Genomic DNA, 18,261 nt, shown 5'->3' with positions numbered 1-18,261 from the left:
CTAAAGTTGTAGTGCCATTGCCGCACGCCAGAAGGCCTGCCTAGAATCGCCGGCCTGCCCACAAAGCCCATAACCACAAGAAGGACTCACAATGTCCGATAAGCCTCCGCTTCTGCTCGGCCTTGCTCATCTGATCGACTCATTCAATGCCCGCTTCGGCAAAGCCTGTTCCTGGCTGACGCTGTTTCTGGTGATCGGCACCGCCATCGTGGTGGTGCTGCGTTACGGTTTCGGCATTGGTGCCACTGCCTTGCAGGAAGCCGTGCTGTACGGCCACGCGCTGGTGTTTATGGGCGCTGCCGCCTGGGTGTTGCAACGCAACGGCCATGTGCGCGTCGACATCTTCTACCAGAAATTCAGCCCACGCCGGAAAGCCCTGGTAGACAGCTTAGGCACCCTGTTCTTCCTGTTGCCGGTCTGCCTGTTCCTTGGCTGGAGCAGCTGGGACTACGTCAGTAACTCCTGGTCGACCCTGGAAGGCTCCAGCGAATCGGGCGGCCTTAAGTTCGTCTATCTGCAGAAGAGCATCATCCTGGTGCTGGTCGTCAGCCTGGTTCTGCAAGGAATCTCCGATTTGATCAAATCCGCCAACATCCTCAGCGGACGGCTGCAGGCTGCGGAGGTGCAACATGGCTGAGTTAATGGCAATCCTGCTGTTTATCAGCATCTGCGCAGCCCTGATGGCCGGTTATCCGGTGGCCTTTACCCTGGCTGGTGTATCCCTGCTGTTTGCGGGCATCGGTGTCGTTACCGGCACTTTCGATGCCGGCTACCTGAGCGCTCTGCCCAACCGTCTGTTTGGCATCATGAACAACCAGACCATGCTGGCCGTGCCGTTGTTCGTATTTATGGGCGTGATGTTGGAGAAATCCAGGGTCGCCGAAGACCTGCTGGAGTCCATGTCGCGACTGTTCGGCACCCTGCGCGGCGGCCTGGCGATTTCCGTGTGTGTGGTCGGTGCGCTGCTCGCCGCCAGCACCGGCATCGTTGGCGCCACCGTGGTGACCATGGGCTTGCTGGCCCTGCCCACCATGCTGCGCCGTGGTTACGATCCCGCCATTTCTACCGGTACCCTGGCCGCGACAGGCACCCTGGGGCAAATCATTCCGCCGTCCATCGTACTGGTATTGCTCGGCGACGTGATGTCCAGCGCCTATCAACAGGCGCAGCTGAAGATGGGCATCTTCTCGCCCAAAACCGTATCGGTCGGCGATCTGTTTGTCGGTGCGCTGCTGCCCGGCCTGCTGTTGGTGGGGCTGTATATCGTCTACATCATTGGCGTGGCGATCTTCCAGCCGAAGAAACTGCCGGCACTGCCGCAGGAAGAGCTGGGCCCGATCGAATGGGGCAAGTTGATCAACGCGCTGGTACCGCCACTGCTGCTGATCGGCGCGGTACTTGGCTCGATCCTCGCCGGTTACGCCACCCCGACCGAAGCCGCTGCTCTCGGTGCCTTGGGCGCCATGCTGCTGGCCTTCTACAAGGGCAAACTGAACTTCGGCCAGCTGCGCGAAGTGGCCTACGGAACCACCGAAATCAGCGCCATGGTATTCCTTATCCTGATTGGTGCTTCGCTGTTCTCTCTGGTATTCCGTGGTTTCGGCGGCGAAGCCCTGATCGAGGACGTCTTTGCCCAGCTGCCTGGCGGCGTACTGGGTGCGTTCTTCCTGGTGATGGTGGTGATCTTCCTGCTCGGCTTTATCCTCGACTTTATCGAGATCACCTTCGTGGTGGTGCCGATTGTCGGCCCGGTATTGCTGGCCATGGGCCTGGATCCGGTGTGGCTGGGCGTGATGATCGCGCTCAACCTGCAGACCTCCTTCCTCACCCCGCCGTTCGGCTTCGCGCTGTTCTACCTGCGTGGCGTTACCCCGGCCTCGGTGGCCACCAGCACCATCTACAAAGGCGTGGTGCCGTTTATTCTGATCCAGATCCTGCTGCTGGTGATTGCCTACCAGTTCCCGGGACTGATCACCTGGCTGCCGGAACAGGTCTACGGCAAGTAAACCGCCGCTGTTACAGCACAACGCCCGTCACCGACGGGCGTTGTGCTTTCTGCGGGCAAGACTTGTTAGGCGTTGGCCAGCACGTGCAAGATCACGCCTGCGGGCTTAGCCATCAGCAGACAAGAAGCGGGATTACATGGAATGTGAGCACAACCCAGACACTGCGACCTGGCGTGACACCAACGGGCAGCAGCACCGCTATCGCCACGTTACAGCCCTCTGGTTACTGCTCGGCCTGCTCCTGTGCATGACCACGGCGCAGGCCAACAGCCTGCTTATTTCGCAGGGCGTGCTACTCGACCCCAGTGGCACGCTGTCGATCGCTGAGGTGGCGCAGACCCCTTTCAGCCCCCTGCAAGGGGCAGTGATGAGTAAGGGCTACAGCGATGGTGCGCATTGGTTACGCATTGAAGTGCGTGCACGAGCAGACAATCGGGCTGTGAAGCTGCGCATCCGTCCGACATTTCTCGACCAGGTCCAACTGTTCGAAGCAGACCCCAATAAACCCGGCCAGTGGTTGAAACGCGTCGACGGTGATCGACAACTCGGCGTCGACAGTGATCCAGGCATCAATTCCCTGGGCTTTCTGGTCACGCCCCAGGACCCCAGCAGTGTGTACTTCCTGCGCCTGCAGACCAGCAGCACCTCCATGCTGCACGTCGAAGCCCTGCCACCTGCAGCGGCCATGCGCGAGGACGCAAAGCTGGCGATCTGGAATTTCTTCTACCTGGCATTGCTGATTGGCATCGTCGCCTGGGGCATTCAGGATTTCGCCCAGTACCGGCAGAAAGTGGTTGGGCTGTTCGTGCTTTATCAGTTAACCAACGTGCTCTATACCTTTTCGCTTATGGGCTACCTCACGGTACTGGTACCCGAGAGTTGGGTGGGCTTTGCCGACCGCATGACCAGCCTGGCCGTAATCCTGGTGCATATAAGCGCCATCGTGTTCCACAAAGCGATCCTGCAACCTTACCGCCCGGCCCGCTGGATGCTCTACGGGATCAATGTCTTCTTGCTGATAGCCCTGCTGCTGCCACTGGTTTATCTGGCAGGCTGGGAACGTCAGGCTTTGCAAGCCAATGTACTGTCAGGCCTGCTGGCCAGTCTGTTTATTACCCTGGTGCCCTTCACTACACGCCAGGAGGGCATTCCAAGTCGACGTTACATTCGCTCGTTGTACCTGTTCATGGGCAGTTCGCAACTGCTGTTCCTGTTGCCCTTCCTCGGCATCAGTAACGCCGCTGAATGGACGCTGCAGTCAACCCTGATGCAGGGTTTTCTGATCGCCCTGCTGATGTTCTACATGCTGCAGCAGCGCTCACGCCTACTACGTGAGGAGCTTGAAGCAGGTCGCCTGCAAGCCTCGACCACCAAACTGCAACTGGAGCAGGAGCGTACCCACGCACAATCGCTGGGGCGCTTTATCGATATGCTCACGCATGAAATCAAGACACCATTGGCGGTTGCGGTGATGAACCTGAGCGCCACCCGCACCACCGGCCCCTATATGGAACGGGCGCGCCGTGCGCTGAGTAACATCGATGCCATCATCGAGCGCACACGCCTGTCGGAACTCGCCGAACACCAACGCCTGCAACCGCAGAACAGCCTGAGCAACATCAGCGAGTTGGTCTACGAATGCATCGAAACCTCGACCAACCCGGCACGTATCCAGGCCCAGGTGGGCTTTGCCCTGGAGGCAAATACAGATGCGGGCCTACTGACGATCATCATCGCCAACCTGATCGACAACGCCTTGAAATATGCCCCGGCTGACCAGCTTGTCGAGCTGAGCCTGGAACACGCACAATCCGCCCTGCTGCTGCGCATCCGCAATCCAGTTGGCACAGCGGGGATGCCCGACGCAGAGCAACTGTTCAGCAAGTTCTATCGCGGCACCACGGCTCATAGCCAAAGCGGCTCCGGGCTCGGACTGTACCTGGCGCATCACCTGGCGCAATTGCTCGGTGCTCGCCTGGACTATCAACCGCGCACCGACACAGTGGAGTTCAGTCTATGGATACCGGTTTGAATATTCTGGTCATCGAGGACAATGACGAGCTGCGTCACACCTTGCTGGATGTACTGGGCGAAGACGGCCACCACGTTACCGGCGTCGATTGCGCCGAAGCCGTAGCCGAACAGACTTGCACATTCGAGCTGATCGTCGTCGACCTCAACCTGCCCGGTGAAGACGGCCTGTCGCTGGCCCGGCGAATTCGTGCGGCCCAACCCGACATTGGCATCATCATGGTCACCGCGCGACGCCTACCCTCGGACCGGGTACGCGGCTATGACAGTGGCGCAGACATCTACCTGCCCAAGCCGACTGATCTCGACGAACTGCGCGCTGCCATCACCGCCCTGTCCCGCCGCCTGCATATGCACCGCGCAGACGATCTGCTGCGGCTCGACCCACAGAGCCTGATGCTGCACGGCCTGTCGGCGCAGCGTATCAGCCTGACGGCAGCCGAGAGCGCGTTGCTGAGGGCTTTCAGCCTGGCGGCCGATCACCGCCTGGAAAACTGGCAATTGCTCGAATTGCTGGACAAAAGCGCCGCACAAGACCCTAAGGCCGCCCTCGAACTGCAGATTGTCCGCCTACGTAAAAAACTGATTGAGGCCGGCGCGCCGGCCGGCGCAATCAAGGCTATTCGCGCCTGGGGCTACAAACTCTGCCAACCGATCCGCCTCCTCTAAACCGGTACCTGCAAATACCTTGATGACCGCTGAAGGTCTTTGAAGGGAATCGCCACAACAGCCTGATAGCTTTCAGCCATTAGCGGCGCTGACGTGCCGCCTGCGCAAAGGTTACGGGTGTTCAAGATGGATACAACTCACAGTCAGCACACATCACCCAGCCTCAGCGCCACACGGCGCCTCCTGTCCACACTGCTGCTAGGCCTGGCCACGGTCGTCAGCGCGCAGGATCGACCTGCATCAGCGGCACAGCCGCATCCGCTGGCCCAGGAAATGTTCAAGCAAGGCGCTATCTCCTGCGCTTCAACCGCCCATCAATTGGGCAGTCTGCTGTCGAATGGCAAAGAAACCAGCCTGCTCCAGGTGCTCCCCAATAATCCGGACGCAGCCCTGGCCAGCGGTACCTTCGTGCAGCCCAATGACAAGGGCAGCACAACCCTGATCAGCATGTCGTTTGCACCCAACCAGCAAGCCGGCTGCAGCGCCAGCTATCGGATGATCGTGTATGTCGATGAGCGTTGCACCAAGGCCGCCGACAAGAACTATCCAGGGCAGAAATCCCAAGCATTGGGCAAAACCGGGGTACTGCTGCTCAACCCCGGCCCGAAGATCCAGGCGCTGCTGGTACCCACCGGTAAAGGCTGCTTGATCGTCAGTGAAGAACTGGTCAGGTAGGCCCGGCCAGCTCCATAAAATAATAAGAGGTAACAGGCCATGCAGTTCTTCAGGTATGCCGTAACCGTGCTGCTGTTTATTTTCGCCCTGCATGCACAAGCGGCCACGGGCGATCCCTGCACAGCCGCCGGTGGTGTTCCCGGCACGGAAGATGCCGGCGGCCTCTGCGTTGCAGTGCCCTCTCCGGACTACGGTATTTCCTGCGCAGCCGGCACCTACTATGACGGCAATGCCTGCGTCGCCGCACCGCCTGCTTATTCATCCTGCAGCAATGCGGGCTACTACTATGACGGCGCATCCTGCGTAGCCAATCCGACCAGCCAGTACCAGGCCTGCCAGAGCAGCGGGGCCACCAGTACGACGCACTTCTTCAACGGCAGCGCCTGCGTGGCCAACGGCAGCTCATCACCCGGCACATGCGAAAGCCCTTCGACCTGGAACAATGGCCAATGCGCCACCCCCGCCATCGTTCCAAACATCCCTGCGGCGCCGGCCGGCAGTCTGGGCAATGCCGCCAGCAACCTCAACCCCATCGTCGCCCCAGGTGCCAATGGCAGCCAGCAGCCCATCTGTATCAACAGCGCCCCGATTATCGGCGCTGGGATGTTCGTCATCGCCGGCTCGACGCTGTGCTACGGCACCGCGGCCGATCTCAGTGGTACCTCCATCTATGCCTATCACACTGACAATGGCACCTCGCAAGGTGGCGTGATTCAGACCAATACCTGGAACGGCCTGAACGTGCAGGACCTGTTCGCCCAAGGCAATATCACCGCCCTCGGCCAACTGAGTGTTTTTGGCGGTGCCCAAATCTACTCGCCCAACGGCAACAGCGGCATGGTGGTGGTCAATGGGCAGGTATTGAGCGCCTCCAGCGACGGCAACAATGTCGCCTCACATTCAGTGACGCCGCAAAATATTGTCAGTGCCGTCACCGATGGTACGGCCAGCACCAGCCAGACGATCAATGCAGGTCAGGCCAGCATCGCCTCCAACAATGGCAACAACAGCGGCTCACTCAGCGTCGCAGCAAGCCAGTTGGCTGGCAGTGTCACCGATGGCACCGCCGTGACCAGCCTGGTGATCGAGGCCGATGAAGCCAACATGGTGTCGAGCAACGGTGCCAACAACGGCTCGCTTTACCTGTCCGACAGCCAGGCCCGGCTACGTGCCAGCAACGGTGCTGCCCACACCCAGAGCACGGCCACAGCCGGCAATTATGTGATCGAGGCCACCAGCAACATCGCCACCTCGCGGGTCAATGTCGACAGCTCGACCATCAACCTGATATCCGGATACGGCGGCACCATGGCCACCAATGGCACCAGCGGCACTACATCCGGGATCGGTTCAGGAGCCATGCAGATCCACCAGAGCGCACAGACGATTGGTCAGAACGTCACCATCGGCAACCTGCTGGCGGGCAAGACCTACCAGAACAAGGTCAACGGCAACCTGTTTGTCGATGGCAACGTGTATATCAACGGCACCCTCGAGTACGTCTCCAGCAACGCGGCCACTACCACAGTCACCAGCACCGCCGGCAGCAGTATCCTGGGTGCCAACCTCAGCACCAGCGGTGGCACTGCGGTGGTCATGAAAGACACCGACGCCACCCACGCCACGGTGGACCAGAACGGCAAGATCGCCCTCACCCCCGGTGTTTCGGCGCAGTCGTCCTCGGCCATGACCTTGACCAACGGCCTTGGTAACACCCATGGCTTTATCGTCAACGAGACCCAGGCAACCATGTCCGGCGGCATCAACTCATCGAGCCTAACGCTCAATGATAACGGCGCCACCTTCAGCAACTCGGCGACGGGCATGCCGATCCAGGTGCATGGCGTGGCCGATGGCACGGCTGACTTCGACGCGGTCAACGTGCGCCAACTGCGGCAAACTCGCGAACAACTCAGCGCTGGTATCGCCGGTATATCGGCCATGAGCAACATCCCCAACGTCGACACCGGCAAGCAATTCTCGCTGGGCGCTGGTGTTGGTCACTATCAGAACGCCACCTCACTGGCGATTGGCTCCTCCTTTCGCGTAACCCCCAATACCGTCATCCGAGCCTCAGTGGCAGGCACGGATGGTGGCAGTTCCAGGACCACCACCTATGGCTTAGGCGTCGGCGTTTCCTGGTAAAGCACTTGGCAACCTGGCACACACAACGCCCGTCACCGACGGGCGTTTTGCTTTCTGCGGTCAAGCTGCGCTCCAATAGCTACTTTCATCACCTGTGAGCCACACCATGGTCAGATCTGCTGTTGAACGCCTTGAACTGGACGAACTGACCTGCTGGCGTGTGCGCCATGGCGCGAATGAATTGCTGGTCAGCCAGCAGGGCGCGCAGATTCTCAGCTACCAGCAGGATGACCAGCCGCCGCTGATCTGGCTCAGCGAGCAGGCTGCCTACAAGCGTGGGCAAGGCGTGCGCGGCGGTGTGCCGGTCTGCTGGCCATGGTTCGGCAACCTGCAACGCAACCCGCAAGCGGTGCAGGCCATGCATCGGCAGCCAGACGCTGCACCTGCCCACGGCCTGGTGCGCAGCCTTGACTGGCAGCTGCTAGGCATCGACCAGCACGATGACGGCGTCCAGCTGGAATTCGTCTACAACAGCACCACCCAACCGCTGACCGACTGGCCTCACGCGGCTGAACTGCGCCTGAGGGTTCGCCTGAATGAACGCCTGCATATCCAGCTGAGCAGCCGCAATCTGGGCGACACGCCGCTGGCGATCAGCCAGGCGCTGCACAGTTACTTTGCTATCAGCGATATTCGCCACGTCGCGGTCGAAGGCCTGCACGGCTGCCGCTATATCGAAACCCTGGAAGACTGGCAGCAACGTCAGCAGGACGGTCTGCTGACATTCAGCGGCGAGACTGACCGCATCTACCTAGACACCCCGGCACAGCTGAGCATCCTCGATCACGCCTGGCAGCGGCGCATCCAACTGCACAGCAGCGGCTCGAATTCGGCCGTGCTGTGGAACCCCTGGATCGACAAAGCCCAGCGCCTGTCACAATTCGCCAGTGATGCCTGGCAGGGCATGCTGTGCATCGAACACGCCAACGTCATGGACGACATTCGCGTGCTGAGCGCCGGACAGCAGCACCAGCTCGACCTGAGCCTGTGGGCTGAACCGGCATAAGAGAGGTCTACCTGGCGACTGGCGGCAATACGCTCACTGCCCCGCCGCCTCCAACGCCTGCGCCAACTCGGCCGCATCGGTAAAGCGGCGTTGCCCCTGTAGCTGGCCCTGGCGCAGGTCGAGCCACAGCACGCTGGCAGTGTCTGCCGGGTAGCGAGGGGCAATACGGGCGTCGCGGTCGAGGATGATGCGGTAGTTGTAGTCACGCATTTTGGGGATGGCGAAGAGTTTGCCGATGATGCTCGGCATGCGGCTGATATCGGCGAGAAACACGGCGTGGCGCTGCTCCAGATAGCCCTTGGGCTTGCCCTGCAGGGCGGCGTCAACGAGTTTGGCGGCGTCCATGCTGCGGGCTACCAGCAATACTTGCAGCTGATCGTCCAGGGTGTAGGCCTGGTCATGCTGATCGAGCAGGGTCCAGGGTGCCAAACGCTCACCGGTTTCCAGGGCCATGCTGGTGGCGGAGATCAGGCACAACAGCACAACGATGGCAGCTTTCATGGCAGGGGCTCCAGGCTTACAGGTCATCATCGGTCACCACTCTAACCACATCCGCCTGCATGGCATACGCCGCATCCGCCAGCTCATTGTTGACCTGTTCGATCTTCAGCGTGCCGCTGACCCAGAGGGGGTTGTAGATGTCTTCGAGTTCGATGCCTTTGGGGTAGCGCACCAGCACCAGCTGGTTCGGCGGTGGCGGCGGCACGTGGATGCAGGCACCGGGGTAGGGAACCAGGAAGAACAATATGCTGCGGCCTTTGCTGTCGGTTTCCAGCGGCACCGGGTAGCCACCCAGGCGGATAGCTTTACCGTCGAAGGCAGCAACGGTTTTCGTCGAGTACATCACCGCGGGCAGGTTCTGATCCTGCTGCTTGAGGCCGCCGGGGTTGTAAAAGCCGCTGTCCTGCTCAAGGCCCTGGTGACTGATCTCCGGCATCTCCTCCAGGGCCTGGCGGTCTTCCGGCGGCATCAGCTCCAGCCAATCGGTTTCCGGTAGTTCGGCGCAGGCCAGGGTGCTGAGCAGCAGCAGGGGTAACAACAGATAGCGCATTGGTGGGCTCACAGGACGGCGGAGTGACAGGGCCTTAGCCCTTTTTGACAGCGCCGTAGATTACCAGCAGCACCACAGCGCCGATCACCGCGCCGATAAAACCGGCGGATTCGCCCACCTTGTAGATGCCCAGTGCCTGGCCGCCGTAGGTGGCGGCGATGGAGCCACCGATACCCAGCAGGATGGTCATGATCCAGCCCATGCTGTCGTTGCCGGGTTTGATAAAACGCGCGATGAGGCCAACGATCAGGCCGATAAAGATGATGCCGATAATGCTCATGGTGCGTCACTCCGCGTGTGTTGCAGGGGCCAATACTGGCGTTACGCAATCAGACGGATATCTGCCGCCAAGGTTCCCGCTGCGGCCGCCGGTGAGACGGCCGCAGCGATTTTTCAGGCCTTGGCGATCAGCGCCTCGACCACGGCGATCTGCTGGTCCAGCGTGGCGCGATCCGCGCAGCGCAGGGTGGCGTGGCCGACCTTGCGGCCAGCCTTGAAGGCCTTGCCGTAGTGATGCAGGCGGCAGTCGGCGATGGCGATCACCTGCTCCACCGGCGGAACCACGCCGATAAAGTTGAGCATCGCGCTCTCACCGACCTTGGCGGTCGAACCCAGCGGCAGGCCAGCGACGGCACGCAGGTGGTTTTCGAACTGGCTGCACTCGGCGCCTTCGATGGTCCAGTGCCCGGAGTTGTGCACGCGCGGGGCGATTTCGTTGGCTTTCAGGCCGCCATCGACTTCGAAGAACTCGAAGGCCAGCACACCGACGTAATCGAGCTTGGTCAGCACGCGGCTGACGTAATCTTCGGCCAGCGCCTGCAGCGGGTGGTCGGTACTGGCGATGGACAGCGCCAGCACGCCGCTGTCGTGGCGGTTGTGCACCAGTGGGTAGAAGCGGGTTTCGCCATCACGGGCGCGCACCGCCACCAGCGATACTTCGCCGGTGAACGGCACGAAGCCTTCGAGGATGCACGGCACACTGCCCAGTTCGGCAAAAGCGCCGACGACATCTTCGGGCTTGCGCAGGACTTTCTGGCCCTTGCCGTCGTAACCCAGGGTGCGGGTCTTCATCACCGCCGGCAGGCCAATGCTGGCCACAGCCGCATCGAGGTCGACTTGCGATTGGATATCGGCGAAATCCGGGGTCGGAATGCCGAGGTCCTTGAACATCGACTTTTCGAACCAGCGGTCGCGGGCAATGCGCAGGGCGTTAGCCGAGGGATAGACCGGCACGAACTGCGAGAGGAAGGCCACCGTCTCAGCCGGCACGCTTTCGAACTCGAAGGTCACCAGATCGACTTCATCCGCCAGCTGGCGCAGGTGATCCTGATCGCCGTAATCGGCACGGATATGCTCGCCCAGGGCTTGCGCGCAGGCATCCGGCGCGGGGTCGAGGAAAGCGAAGTTCATCCCCAGCGGCGTGCCTGCCAGGGCCAACATGCGGCCCAGCTGGCCGCCACCGATTACGCCGATTTTCATGGGTTAGGCCTCACGCGGGTCCGGATTGTCCAGCACGGATTCGGTCTGCTCGGTGCGGAACGCCTTCAGCCGCTCGTGGAACTGCGGATGCTGGTGACCGAGGATGCTCGCAGCGAGCAGCGCGGCGTTGACGGCACCGGCCTTGCCGATGGCCAGGGTGGCGACCGGAATACCGGCGGGCATCTGCACGATCGACAGCAGCGAATCGACGCCCGAGAGTACGGCCGACTGTACCGGCACGCCGAGTACCGGCAGGTGGGTCTTGGCCGCACACATGCCCGGCAGGTGCGCCGCGCCGCCAGCACCGGCGATGATCACCTGGATGCCGCGTTCTTCAGCCTGTTCGGCGTACTGGAACAGCAGGTCCGGGGTGCGGTGGGCAGAAACCACCTTCACTTCGTACGGAATGCCCAGCTTGTCCAGCATCTCGGCGGTGTGGCTAAGGGTGGACCAATCGGACTTGGAGCCCATGATCACGCCAACCAGTGCGCTCATCGTCGTGCCTCTTCTTCATCAAGTGCCCGTAGGCGCTGCAGAAACTAACAAGCCACGCTGGAAACCAGGCGTGGCTTGTTAGTGTATGAATTATGGCGGTGCGGACCGCCAAAGGCCGCGCAGTATACCGTAAAGCCTGGGCTGGCGTGCACCTCGGCACGCCGTTTGTCGCGCACCGCCCGCCACGACGTCAGACGCAACGCCGGGGGAACGCCACGAGCAGACCTGGCGCACAAATCGCGGCCGGTGGCCTGGCTATACTGGGCGTTCTTTTAATCCAACAAGGACACCACCATGACAAGGCTGTCACTGCTACTCGCCGTTTCGCTGTTCACCCTCAACGCCAGCGCCCTGGAACTGGCCAAATACCCGCAAGTGTTCAATGCCGGCAATGGCATCAGCGTCACCGTCGCGCCGAGCAGCGATGGCAAGCAGGCGCTGATCCAGGTCAGCGGTATCAACCACCCGCTGGATGAAGTGGTGCTGCTAAGCACGGTCAACGAACGCGGCAACGATGAGCGCGATTACACCACCACCCTCAATGGCAGTAGCTACAACATGCTGCTCAAGCGCCAGGGCTGGGGCGGCGAGCAATACCAGCTGTACCTGCCGAGCACCGACGGCTTCGAGCTAGGCTTCGACGAGAGCAAGAGCAAGCAGGCCAAACCAGCCAATCTGCTGGCACTGTACGAACAGCAGAAGAAAAAAGGCATTCAGGACAAACTCAGCCGCTTTGATCGTGAGCAGCGCCTGGCCGACTTCAGCGCCCAGTTGCAACAGATCGACCAGGATGCCTCGAAAGCCTGTGATACGCCGCTGCACACCCAGGTTGACTGGCAAGCCATCGACGATGACAAGCTCAAGCGCCTGAGCGTGCCGAGCTTCTGCGGTGAAGTGGTCAACCAACTGGCCAACCTGTGCCAGAACGATGCCGACTACAAGGCCGAGGCCAAAAGCCTGAAAACCGTGAAATGCAGCTTCGCCGCGAAGCTCAAACTGCGCGAAAACGAGGCAACCCTGACTTTTACCACCCACGAAGAAGCACCCAATCAGGGCGACTTTATCAGCGCCTTCCTGCGCAATCGCTGAATTGCGCCTGCCAGCAGCGCCCGGCACAGTGCCGGGTCGCTGCCAGGCCGCGGCATAGTTCTTGCCTCATTACCGGCATTCTGAACAGTTGCGGTCACCCCGATGTTGCACGCCCACCTGACCACCCTGCATGTGGTTTCGCAAATCCTCGAAATCTTTGCCCACCAACCTGAACTGACCGAGCCACTGCTGGCCGGTAGCGGCATTGCGGCGGCTGATCTGGCCTGCGCCGACACCCGCATCACCCGTACCCAGGAACTGCAGGTCTGCGCCAATGCTCTGCAGTTGCGCAGCGATCTGGGCCTGGAGCTAGGTCGGCGCATGCATGTGTCGGCCTATGGCATGGTCGGTTACGCCGCCCTGTCGAGTGCCACCTTTGGTGACGCCTGGCGGCTGATGCTGCAGTACCCGGCCCTGCTCGGCACCTACTTCAAACTGGATATGCAGCTCGAAGGCGAGCTGGCCTTGGTCAGCGCCAGCGACTACCAGCACAGCCCTGCACTGGAAGTATTCAACCTGGAAATGTGCCTGGCCTCGCTCAAGCTGATCAGCGATGACCTGCTCGGCCAACCGCTGCCGCTCAGCGCGGCGCAGTTTCGCTATGCCGAACCGGCCTATAGCGCGCGCTACCAGCACAGCTTTGCCTGCCCGCTGCAATTCGAGGCACCGCGCAATGCCTTCGCCTTCCCCGCCAGCTGGCTGCAGCACCCCTTGCCGCTCGCCGATGCGGTCACCCACCGGGAAATGCTCGACCGCTGCCGCAAACAGAACGCTGAATTCACCACCCGCCAGGCCTGGCTCGGGCGCATTCGCCAGTTGCTGACAGAACAGCTGACCGCCCCCCCCGGCCTGGAACAGCTGGCGCAACAGATGCATTGCTCACCGCGCACCTTGCGGCGGCATCTGCAGGAACTGGGCACGCACTACCAGGAACTGCTCGACGAGCTGCGTTTCGAACGGGCGAAAACCCTGCTCGGCCAGGAAGACTGGCCGATCTGCCGAATTGCCGAATACCTCGGCTTCAGCGAAACAGCCAGTTTCCGCCACGCCTTTCAGCGCTGGAGCGGTATGGCGCCGAGTCGCTTTCGTGCCTAGCCAATAACCCGCGCCATTCCCAGATTGCATCCGGATTACCTGCAATCCCCGTGGGAGCAGCTTCAGCCACGATAAAGCTCGCCGCTGAAGCGCCTCCTCCAGGTGTGCTTACTCTTCCGCCTGGACGTTGCGGTACATCTGCAGCCGCGACGCTTCATGCAAGCCACGACTCAGCGCCAGCAGGCGTTGGAATTCCTCGGGGTGGCGCGCGGCAACGTTGTCGCGCGGCGTCGGCGAGTGCAGGTCATGCAGGGTCGGTGAGCTGCCGTCGTGCTGCATCTGCACGAGGAAATCACGGGTCACCGCACCGATCACCGGGAAGGTGCCTTCCTGCAGCACCAGCGGCACCACGCGTTCGCCTTCCGGGGCAGGCAATTGCAGGTCGCGACCCAGCCCGCCGTTGTCGAAAGGCACGCCGACCAGCCCGGCTACGGTCGGCAGCAGGTCGGCCAGGCCCACGGCTTCGTCGAACTCGCGTGGCGCCAACCATTTCGGTGCATGAATCAGCAGCGGCACGTTGTTGCTCTCCAGCCCCAGTTGCTCGAAGGCCGGCGCCATATGCGGGATCTGGCTGATACGGGTGTTGTGATCGCCGAAGAAGACGAAAATGGTGTCGTCGTAGAAGCCCTGCTCCTTGGCCAGCTCCATCAGGCGACCGATATTGAAGTCCAGCAGACGCACGGCGTTGTACTGCTCGACGCTGCGCGAGCCGGCCTGTTGCACTTGCTCCAGCGGCAGGTCGAGTGGCTCGAAGCCGTCGTTGTCCTTGGGGATGGTGAAGGGGCGGTGGTTGCCGGAGGTCTGCAGGTAGGCGAAGAAGGGCTTGTCCTCCGGCAGGGCGCCGAGAACCTGCGAACTCTCCTTGAAGAAATCCAGGTCGGAAATACCCCACACGTCCACCTGCGGCGACTGCCAATGGCGTTCCTCGTAGAGCTGCACGCCATCGATGCTCTGGCGGATCAGCGCGTTGATGTTGGCCCAGCCGGCGTTGCCGCCGATCATGTAGAACTTCTCATAACCGTCGAGCGCGTTGATCAGCGTGCGCTGGCGAGCGATCAGCGGGTTGCGCGTGGCGGTCTCCTGACGCGATACATCAGGGATGCCGGTGATGCTTGCCCACACCGTCTTGGCGGTGCCGGTGACCGGCACGTAGAAGTGGCGGAAGAACCAGCTTTCCCTGGCCAGACGATCCAGATTCGGCGTCGGATTCAGCGGGTTGCCGTAGGCGCCCACAGCGCTGGTGCCGAGGGATTCAAGCATGACGAAAACCACATTGGGCGGGCGCTCGGTGGCAATGCGGTGTGCATGAGCGGGCTGGTGGCGGAAGAAGTTCAGCGCCTGCGCATCACGCTCGCTGACGCCCAGATAGTCGGCCACCACCTCGTAGTGTTCGCGCGTGGCCGTCTCATCGAAGGCGGCAGGTTCGAGCTTGAGGGTGTCGAAGAGAAACAGCGCCGGGTTGATCCCGAGCGCACCGATCTGGCTATTGCCGCTGTAAAAGGCGTCGCTCCAGCGCAGCGGCACCGGATTCTCCAGGTTCAGCGCGCTGGCGCGGCCGAGCAGACCGAAGAACACCAGCACGCCCACCACCGCCGCACCGCCGATTGCCGGCAATACGCCGACTCGTTGTGCTTGCGGTCGATCCAGGGTAACGCGCTCCAGACGCAGCAGCGCCCAGGCCCACAGCGTTACGCCCGCCAGCCAGGCCAGGGTGATCCACAGCACCGGGTAGGTCTGCCAGAGCATACCGGCGGAAATCTGCGCATCGCCGGCAAAACGCAGCACCGTGGCGTTGAGGCGCACGCCCAGGTAGGCGTAGTGGCCGAAATCGATGATGTACAGCAGGCCTAGCGCGGCCACGGCCAACACCAGGTAAACGCGCAGCAGCCAACGTATGGCGCGAAAGCGCGCCAGGCGCAGCTTGGGCAGCGCCAGCAGGAGGCCCACCGGCAGCATCAACAGCAGGGCCAGGCGCAGGTCGAAGCGCAGGCCGATGCCGAGGGTGGGCAATACGTCCGGCTCGCTGATGCTGTCGACAGCGGAGAAACCCAGCAGAAACAGCCCGCGCAGAGCCGCGAAGAGTACGAACAGCAGCGCCGTGAGGCCTGCCAGGTAATGCAGGCGACGGGATTTCAGCCAGCTCATGCGAGTTTCCTTGTCGGTCGAGCCAGCAGCCAGCGCACAGCGGCGCTGAGCAACGCGCCCAGGCTGTAGAGGGCCAGGTAGGGGTCGATCAGGTAGTCCCAGTAGTTTTCCGATGCGCCCAGGCGCAGGGCGAAGGCCAGGGTAGCCAGTGCCAGCGCCAGGGCGCCGAGCCAGCTGCGCTGGAGGATCAGCACCAGGCTCAGCAAGCCCAGCACCAGCAGCATCGGCCGGGGCTCGAAGCCCAGCTGGTACGGGTCGCTGTAGCTCAGGCCGAGTGCCGCCGGGTAGAGCAGCACAGCCAGGCCGGCGAACAGCGCCAGGCTGGCCAGACGATCACGAGGGCTGACACCCGGCAAGCCGAAACGGCACAGCGTCGTCCAGCTCAGCAGCACAAGGCTGCTGATCGACAGGTCGCCGATATAAGTGCGCACCTGCAGCGCCAGGCTGATGCCCTGCAGCGGCAGCAGGCCCAGTAGCAGACAGCCCGCCAGCAGAATGCCGCGCTGCACCGCAGTACGCGCCAGGCGAACGAAGATCAGGAACAACAGCAACGTGAAGGCCAGGTACGGCAAGCAGAAGTCAGTCATGCGGGCGGCGCTCCGTCAGCCAGGCTTCGTTGAAGGCCAGGTGCTTGATAAACATGTCGTTCCACGAATAGACCAGGTGGTAGGTGCCATCGGCGCTACGGCTGAAATAGGGGTATTCGTAATCGAAGTCGCAGCCACTGCTGCTGCACATACGCGCACTGACCTGTTCGAGAAAGCGCGCCTCGTGCTCGGGGCGGCCACCGCTGGCGCGGAACTTCTCGCGGATCACCGCCGGGAAATCCGCCGGCGCGATGGGTTCCCCCCAAGGATTAGGGCTCTCGTCCAGCTCACCGAGGGTGCGCCAGTTCTCCAGCTGGCTGTCGGTGGTGTAGAGGGTCAGGCGGAAGCGCCCATCCTCCAGATCGTTCATCGCCACCAGCAGGCTGCCGTCCGGACGCCCGACGGCGGCCAACGACGAGTTGGGATTGCTTGGTTCCAGCGGTTGCGGCGTGCTCCAGCTACGGCCGCTGTCCGTGGTGTGGCTGGCCAGCACACGGTGGTACTGCTCACCGGCATAGCGCAGCAGCGCCACCGCACGCCGTTCATCCAGCGCCACCACGGTCGGCTGCAACGAATAGCGGCCCTTGCCGATGCGGTACTTGCCCAACACCTTGCCCTCCGCGCTGAGGTGCAGGTACTCGGGAAACTTGCCAAGAAACTCGTGATACACCGGCAGGCCAATGCTGCCGTCGGCATGGAACACCGGCGCAGCGCGTACCAGGGTGCTGATGTTGAGAAACGGACTGGTCACCAGCTGGCGTGGCGCCGACCAGGTTTGCCCGAGGTCATCGGAGACCATGGCGTTGACCGCGCTGCCAGCCCAACCGCCAATCGACACCGAGACGTAGAACAGCCACAGGCGCTGGTCCGGTGCCAGGCTGATCACCGGGTTGCCCAGCTTGCGAATGTGCTTGCCGACCGCGCGCTGAGTCGACTCGCGGCTGGCGAGTACGCGCTCGGCCCCCCACTGGCCACTGCCGGCATCGAAACGCGCGGCGCGGATCTGCACGTCAGCCGCGCCCTCACGGCTACCGGCGAACCAGACAGCCATCAGGTCGCCACCCGACAGCCCGGTGATGGAAGCGGAGTGAACGAAGTCGTCCATATCCGATGAGGCGAAGCGTGCCCTGAATGCCGGCGCGCTGACCGGCGCCGCTGCGGCGCTGGCAAAGGCGGCCGGTGGCTGCGCCGGGGCGCGGTACCAGGCCAGGGCAAACAACACCAGCACGGCCATGAGCGATACCGGCAGGACAAACTGCCTGGTCATGGCTTGGCCACATGCGCGGTGGCGACTTCAGCCACGGGCGTGGCGTCGACCGGGTTGTAATAGATTTCAACTTTCTTGCCGTTGCCGTCGAGGCCGTAGACCTCGTAGCAATTACCCGGGGTGATGCGGAACTTGGTGATCTGCAGCCCCTGACTTTTCATCTGCTGGCGAAAGTGTGATTCCTTCATCCAGCTGGCGCGGTCGGCGCTTGGGCATTCCACATCCGCCAGCACGGGCGTGGCCAGCCACGCGCATAGCAGCGGCAAAACCTGGCGTGGCAACTTGCGAGTCTGATTGAGCATGCTCTGCCCCCTTGTCGGCAATGAAGGGGCAATGCCCCGGCGGGGCGCACCATGCGATTTGCAGGCTTAAGAAAAGCTTAAGACTCATGGCTTGTTACAGTTTGCGCGGCGCCATCAGCGCTCGGCGGCCGCCAAATTTGGCCATTTCGATCCCCTTTTGGCCGTTGCCAGCGTTCTCCATCCGGGCGAGCAGGCGAACAATGCAGGCACAACAACAAG

General features: G+C 62.1%; 18 protein-coding genes. 9 read left to right on the top strand and 9 right to left on the bottom strand.

Going from position 1 to position 18,261, the window contains the following annotated elements; all coding sequences use genetic code 11:
- Positions 1-91: 91 nt before the first annotated feature.
- From IOD17_RS00630 to IOD17_RS00600, 7 genes are all read left to right on the top strand, one after another.
- Positions 92-637, top strand: coding sequence for a TRAP transporter small permease subunit (locus IOD17_RS00630; RefSeq protein ID WP_233683193.1), 546 nt, complete (start codon positions 92-94; stop codon positions 635-637).
- Positions 630-2,006, top strand: a complete 1,377-nt coding sequence (locus IOD17_RS00625; protein WP_233683192.1) for a TRAP transporter large permease — start codon at positions 630-632, stop codon at positions 2,004-2,006. Before IOD17_RS00630 ends, IOD17_RS00625 begins: the two co-directional genes overlap by 8 nt.
- A gap of 136 nt (positions 2,007-2,142) precedes the next feature.
- A complete protein-coding gene (locus IOD17_RS00620) occupies positions 2,143-4,038 on the top strand; it encodes a sensor histidine kinase (RefSeq protein WP_233683191.1) in 1,896 nt (631 codons plus the stop codon).
- The gene (locus tag IOD17_RS00615) at positions 4,023-4,706 is read left to right on the top strand and encodes a response regulator transcription factor (protein ID WP_233683190.1); all 684 of its coding nucleotides are present in this window, start codon (positions 4,023-4,025) and stop codon (positions 4,704-4,706) included. Before IOD17_RS00620 ends, IOD17_RS00615 begins: the two co-directional genes overlap by 16 nt.
- Positions 4,707-4,832: 126 nt before the next feature.
- Positions 4,833-5,381 carry a hypothetical protein gene (locus tag IOD17_RS00610; protein ID WP_233683189.1) on the top strand — a complete coding sequence of 183 codons (549 nt, stop codon included), beginning with the start codon at positions 4,833-4,835 and terminating at the stop codon, positions 5,379-5,381.
- A gap of 39 nt (positions 5,382-5,420) precedes the next feature.
- Positions 5,421-7,526: a YadA-like family protein gene (locus IOD17_RS00605; protein WP_233683188.1), complete on the top strand. Its 2,106-nt coding sequence runs from the start codon at positions 5,421-5,423 to the stop codon at positions 7,524-7,526.
- A gap of 106 nt (positions 7,527-7,632) precedes the next feature.
- Positions 7,633-8,532 (top strand): D-hexose-6-phosphate mutarotase, encoded by a 900-nt coding sequence (locus tag IOD17_RS00600; RefSeq protein WP_233683187.1) that lies wholly within the window; start codon positions 7,633-7,635, stop codon positions 8,530-8,532.
- A 33-nt stretch (positions 8,533-8,565) separates the two neighbouring features.
- On the opposite strand, the gene IOD17_RS00595 is transcribed toward IOD17_RS00600, so the two are convergent.
- The 5 genes from IOD17_RS00595 to purE form a co-directional block, all read right to left on the bottom strand.
- A complete protein-coding gene (locus IOD17_RS00595) occupies positions 8,566-9,033 on the bottom strand; it encodes an FAD/FMN-containing dehydrogenase (RefSeq protein ID WP_233683186.1) in 468 nt (155 codons plus the stop codon).
- Positions 9,034-9,049: 16 nt separating this feature from the next.
- A complete protein-coding gene (locus IOD17_RS00590; protein WP_233683185.1) occupies positions 9,050-9,583 on the bottom strand; it encodes a DUF3299 domain-containing protein in 534 nt (177 codons plus the stop codon).
- Positions 9,584-9,617: 34 nt separating this feature from the next.
- A complete protein-coding gene (locus IOD17_RS00585; protein ID WP_233683184.1) occupies positions 9,618-9,863 on the bottom strand; it encodes a GlsB/YeaQ/YmgE family stress response membrane protein in 246 nt (81 codons plus the stop codon).
- A 113-nt stretch (positions 9,864-9,976) separates the two neighbouring features.
- The gene (locus IOD17_RS00580; protein WP_233683183.1) at positions 9,977-11,062 is read right to left on the bottom strand and encodes a 5-(carboxyamino)imidazole ribonucleotide synthase; all 1,086 of its coding nucleotides are present in this window, start codon (positions 11,060-11,062) and stop codon (positions 9,977-9,979) included.
- Between the two features lie 3 nt (positions 11,063-11,065).
- Positions 11,066-11,557, bottom strand: coding sequence for a 5-(carboxyamino)imidazole ribonucleotide mutase (gene purE / locus IOD17_RS00575; protein WP_233683182.1), 492 nt, complete (start codon positions 11,555-11,557; stop codon positions 11,066-11,068).
- 294 nt (positions 11,558-11,851) lie between these two features.
- Here purE and IOD17_RS00570 point away from each other — a divergent pair, with 294 nt between their 5' ends.
- Positions 11,852-12,646, top strand: coding sequence for a hypothetical protein (locus IOD17_RS00570; protein WP_233683181.1), 795 nt, complete (start codon positions 11,852-11,854; stop codon positions 12,644-12,646).
- A gap of 102 nt (positions 12,647-12,748) precedes the next feature.
- The gene (locus IOD17_RS00565; RefSeq protein ID WP_233683180.1) at positions 12,749-13,741 is read left to right on the top strand and encodes an AraC family transcriptional regulator; all 993 of its coding nucleotides are present in this window, start codon (positions 12,749-12,751) and stop codon (positions 13,739-13,741) included.
- Positions 13,742-13,849: 108 nt separating this feature from the next.
- On the opposite strand, the gene IOD17_RS00560 is transcribed toward IOD17_RS00565, so the two are convergent.
- The 4 genes from IOD17_RS00560 to IOD17_RS00545 are packed head-to-tail and all read right to left on the bottom strand — an operon-like array spanning position 13,850 to position 18,042.
- Positions 13,850-15,886 (bottom strand): LTA synthase family protein, encoded by a 2,037-nt coding sequence (locus tag IOD17_RS00560; RefSeq protein WP_233683179.1) that lies wholly within the window; start codon positions 15,884-15,886, stop codon positions 13,850-13,852.
- On the bottom strand, positions 15,883-16,473 hold the full coding sequence (locus IOD17_RS00555) for a hypothetical protein (RefSeq protein WP_233683178.1): 591 nt from the start codon (positions 16,471-16,473) through the stop codon (positions 15,883-15,885). Before IOD17_RS00555 ends, IOD17_RS00560 begins: the two co-directional genes overlap by 4 nt.
- Positions 16,466-17,740, bottom strand: a complete 1,275-nt coding sequence (locus IOD17_RS00550; RefSeq protein ID WP_418904244.1) for a sialidase family protein — start codon at positions 17,738-17,740, stop codon at positions 16,466-16,468. The genes IOD17_RS00555 and IOD17_RS00550 overlap by 8 nt, the downstream gene beginning before the upstream one ends.
- Entirely contained in the window at positions 17,737-18,042 is a 306-nt protein-coding gene (locus IOD17_RS00545) for a PepSY domain-containing protein (RefSeq protein ID WP_233683177.1), read from the bottom strand. The genes IOD17_RS00550 and IOD17_RS00545 overlap by 4 nt, the downstream gene beginning before the upstream one ends.
- Positions 18,043-18,261 lie beyond the last annotated feature (219 nt).

The sequence above is a fragment of the Pseudomonas anguilliseptica genome, from assembly GCF_021375795.1.
GTDB lineage: Bacteria > Pseudomonadota > Gammaproteobacteria > Pseudomonadales > Pseudomonadaceae > Aquipseudomonas > Aquipseudomonas anguilliseptica_A.
Note: the sequence above shows the minus strand (reverse complement) of the source record. Positions and strands in the feature narration are given on the sequence as shown.